The organism is Parvibaculum sp., from assembly GCF_040882025.1.
Classification (GTDB): domain Bacteria; phylum Pseudomonadota; class Alphaproteobacteria; order Parvibaculales; family Parvibaculaceae; genus Parvibaculum.
Window position 1 is genome coordinate 1 of the sequence record NZ_JBBECC010000117.1, and the last position, 3,912, is coordinate 3,912.

General features: G+C 65.2%; 4 protein-coding genes and 1 other RNA gene. 1 reads left to right on the top strand and 4 read right to left on the bottom strand.

Features of this window, described 5'->3' with window-relative positions; genetic code table 11:
* Together dnaX and ffs are read right to left on the bottom strand one after the other, a co-directional pair.
* Window positions 1-613, bottom strand: a 613-nt coding sequence (dnaX, locus tag WEB61_RS08450; RefSeq protein ID WP_368063896.1) for a DNA polymerase III subunit gamma/tau, incomplete at its 3' end; no start/stop codon positions are given.
* Between the two features lie 42 nt (window positions 614-655).
* Window positions 656-752: signal recognition particle sRNA small type (ffs, locus tag WEB61_RS08455), an RNA gene on the bottom strand.
* A gap of 61 nt (window positions 753-813) precedes the next feature.
* Here ffs and nudC point away from each other — a divergent pair.
* Window positions 814-1,830, top strand: coding sequence for an NAD(+) diphosphatase (gene nudC / locus WEB61_RS08460; protein ID WP_368063897.1), 1,017 nt, complete (start codon window positions 814-816; stop codon window positions 1,828-1,830).
* 3 nt (window positions 1,831-1,833) lie between these two features.
* Here nudC and WEB61_RS08465 read toward each other — a convergent pair whose 3' ends face one another.
* A complete protein-coding gene (locus WEB61_RS08465; RefSeq protein WP_368063898.1) occupies window positions 1,834-2,703 on the bottom strand; it encodes a prephenate dehydratase in 870 nt (289 codons plus the stop codon).
* Entirely contained in the window at window positions 2,700-3,494 is a 795-nt protein-coding gene (locus tag WEB61_RS08470) for a 3-deoxy-manno-octulosonate cytidylyltransferase (protein WP_368063899.1), read from the bottom strand. The genes WEB61_RS08465 and WEB61_RS08470 overlap by 4 nt, the downstream gene beginning before the upstream one ends.
* Window positions 3,495-3,912: the final 418 nt, after the last annotated feature.

The following is a 3,912-nucleotide window of genomic DNA, read 5'->3' on the forward strand; positions in this document are numbered from 1 at the left end:
TTTCGGTGGTGGCGAAGATGAATTTCACATGCGCGGGCGGCTCTTCCAGCGTTTTCAGCAGGCCGTTGAAGGCCTGGCGCGAGAGCATGTGCACTTCGTCGATGATGTAGACCTTGTAGCGCGCCGAAACGGGGAGATAGCGCACGCTGTCGATGATCTCGCGGATGTCGTCGATGCCGGTGCGCGAGGCGGCGTCCATTTCCATCACGTCGACATGGCGCGATTCCATGATCGCGTCGCAATGAACGCCGGGTCCGTCCATGTGAATGGTCGGCGCGTCGATGCCGGGTTTTTCGTAATTCAGGGCGCGGGCGAGGATGCGGGCCGTCGTCGTCTTGCCGACGCCGCGCACGCCGGTCAGCATGAAGGCATGGGCGATGCGGCCGGCGTCGAAAGCATTGGAGAGCGTGCGGACCATCGCCTCCTGGCCGACCAGATCCTCGAAGACCGAAGGCCGGTATTTGCGGGCGAGGACCTGATACCCGGAGGCTTTGGCGCGCGGCGCCGGCGCGTCACCGAGATCGAAGCCGGGCTCCGTTGCCGGGTCCGGACGGTGGGCTTCCTCGGCATCGCCGGGGGCGCTGGCGGCGAGATTTTCCACGCTGTCATTCATGGAACCCGCGCGCTCCCATCGAAAGGCTTGAGGTAAAAACAGGTGGGAGGCTGGACAAGCGACCCGAGCGAAACTCGTTACGGCTGCTTCCTTCCGGATCTGACCGGGTTGGCGAGGGGCCCGTCCGCCGCCAACCTCCCGAGGGGACTATATCAGGGTAAGGGGCGGCGGATGCAAGGCTTGGAGCCAGAATCGCACGATTGAGCGCATCCCCTTGCTGTGCCAGTCTGCGCCACCCGAATTTCAACGACATCAAGCCGGAAACGCCGATGGGTCTGCCTGAAAATCCGAATATCTTTGCCAATAATCCGCTCGACCGCGCCAGCTACCGCCGCACCGACAAGGCGTGGATCGAGGAGCAGCTCGCGGCACCGACCAGCCTCTTCGTACCGATGTGGCGGCTGCAGCCCTTCGTGCTGCCGGAGGCCGGCCCCGGCGAGGGCAAGGATATCGGCTGGATGCGCACGGCCCTGCTGAAAGAGCTGGCGGGCGATGGCGCCACCGTCTTTCTCGGCATCAACAAGCGCGGCAAGGCGCTGTTCGCGGCCGATGTGAGCGGGATCAAGGATCCGGACAATCACCCGTCGCTGAAAGGCATCGGCGCATTCGAGGATTTGCGCGCGGTGGCGATGGCGGGAGAGATCACGCCGACGGAGCTTGCGATCATGGCGCAGGCCAAGTCGATGATCGACTGGCACAACCGGCACGGCTTCTGCTCGGTTTGCGGCTCGAAGAGCGAGATGGCGGAAGCCGGCTACAAGCGGGTCTGCCCCTCCTGCAAGGCCGAACATTTCCCGCGCACCGACCCCGTCGTCATCATGCTCGCCGTGCATGACGGCAAATGCTTTCTCGGGCGGCAGAAAATCTGGCCGAAGGGCATGCATTCGGCGCTGGCGGGCTTTGTCGAGCCGGGCGAATCGATCGAGGAGGCCGTGGCGCGCGAGCTTCACGAGGAGGCGGGTCTCCGGATCGCGTCGGCGACCTATCACTCGACGCAGCCCTGGCCCTATCCTTCCTCGCTGATGATCGGCTGCCATGCGGTGGCGGAATCGGAAGATTTCACGATCGACGGAATCGAACTCTCCGAAGGGCGCTGGTTCACGCGCGAGGAGGCGCAGGCGGTGCTTGCCGGCAAGGGCGACGGGACGGTGTGGTTTCCGCCACCCTTCGCCATCGCGCACCAACTCATCAAGGCGTTTGCGGAAGGAGCGGCCTAAGACTCAATCGCCGGCAACGATCGTCGCGCGATAGGGATGGGCCTTGTAGATGCCCAGGATACGCAGCTCGGTCGTGAAGAACTCCAGCTCCTCCAGCGCGAGGCGGACATGGCGCGAGGCCGGGTGGCCTTCGATGTCGGCGTAGAACTGACTCGCATTGAAGGTGCCTTCGAGCTGATAGCTTTCGAGCTTGGTCATGTTGACGCCGTTGGTGGCAAAACCGCCGAGCGCCTTGTAGAGAGCGGCCGGCACGTTGCGCACACGGAAAATGAAGCTCGTCACCACCGGCTCATCTTCCGGCTCGGCGTCGTTCGGCTCCTTCGCCATGATCAGGAAGCGCGTCGTGTTGTGCTCGGCATCCTCGACATTGGAACGGAGAATGTCGAGACCGTAGATTTCGGCCGCAAGGCCCGTCGCGATGGCGGCGCGCGCCGGATCGCCGGCTTCCGCGATCTGGCGCGCGGCGCCCGCCGTGTCGGCGGCGACGACGGCCTTCAGCCCCAATTCGCGGATCACGCGGCGGCACTGGCCGAGCGCATGGACATGGCTGTGGACCGATTTCAGATTCTCGATCCGCGCGCCCTTGAGGCCGAGAAGCTGGTGGCGCACGGGCAGGAAATGCTCGCCCACAATATAGAGACCGGCGCCGGGGATCAGGTGATGCACGTCGGCGACGCGGCCCGCGAGCGAGTTCTCGATCGCGATCATGCCGAGCCGCGCGCGGCCCTCATTCACGGCGGCGAAGACGTCCTCGAAGGTATCGCAAGGCAAGTCCACCATATCGGGAAAGGCCTCGCGGCAGGCGATATGCGAATTGGCGCCCGGCTCACCTTGAAAGGCAATGGTCTTTTCCGGCGTTGCACCGTCCGTCATTGCATCGGTCTCCGGGAAAGCGCCGCGCGGGCCTTTTCGAGGTCGGCGGGAGTATCGACACCGAGCGGAACGGTGTCAACGAGCGCCACTTCTATCGTCATGCCGGCTTCGAGCGCCCGCAATTGCTCGAGCTTTTCGCGCTTTTCAAGCGGCGAGGGCGGCAGACCGACAAACCGCGCCAGTGCCTCACGGCGATAACCGTAGAGCCCGATGTGATGATAGAGCGGGCCCTCGCCCCAGGGCGCGGTGGCGCGCGTGAAATAGAGGGCGCGCGCCAGGCGCAAGCCGTCGCGGGAGGCGCCGACGAAAGCGACAACCGCCTTCACGACATTGGGATTGGTGCGTTCGTCTTCGAGGACAATTTCGGCGGCCAGTGTCGAGATATCGGCGCCAGGCCGGATCAGCGCCTCATAGGCGGTGCGGATCAGCGCCGGGTCGAGCGTCGGCAGGTCGCCCTGCACATTGAGGACGATGCCATGGTGTCCCTCCGGATCGACGTCGCAGACCGCCTGCCAGACCCGATCGGAACCCGAGGGAAGGCCGGGATCGGTCAGCACGGCCTCGCCTCCGGCGGCATGGACCGCATCGGCGATTTCGGCTTCGGCGGCGGCAACGACCACCCGGCCCACACCCGCTTCCATCGCGCGGCGCCAGACCTGGACGATCATCGGTACGCCGCCAATGTCGGCGAGCGGCTTTCCCGGGAGGCGTGTCGAGGCCATGCGCGCGGGAATCACAATGAGCGGATGGCCCGCCCTGTCATCCGTGTTTCTCGTTGCAACAGCCGCCATCTTTCCTCCGCTGCCCGTTCGGGGACCGGCGCACCGGTGCGACGGATCGCCGCAACCGCGCCTTTGCCCTGCCCGCGTCCGGGCCAGAATGCGCATGGCGCATGGTTTCATCCGCCAAGCGCATTTTCGACTGCCGCCGCGGCTGGCGAGAAGCACAAAGAGCCGATTTGGCGCACTTATACGGCTTGCGGCGCGGCGGCGGAAGCGGCTAATCTCCGCGCCAATTCGGGGGGCCGGACAGGGCATTGTGCCTTGCCGCGCAGTCCCGGTCCTTTGGGCCGGCCATCGCGTCGCGAACGGCCCCAGACCACGAAACCGACCGGGCGGAGCAAGAGCCGATGGACTCATTCGAATTCAACAAGATCGCAGGCGCCGTGCTCGCCTCCGTCCTCGTCATTCTCGGCGTGGGCACACTCAC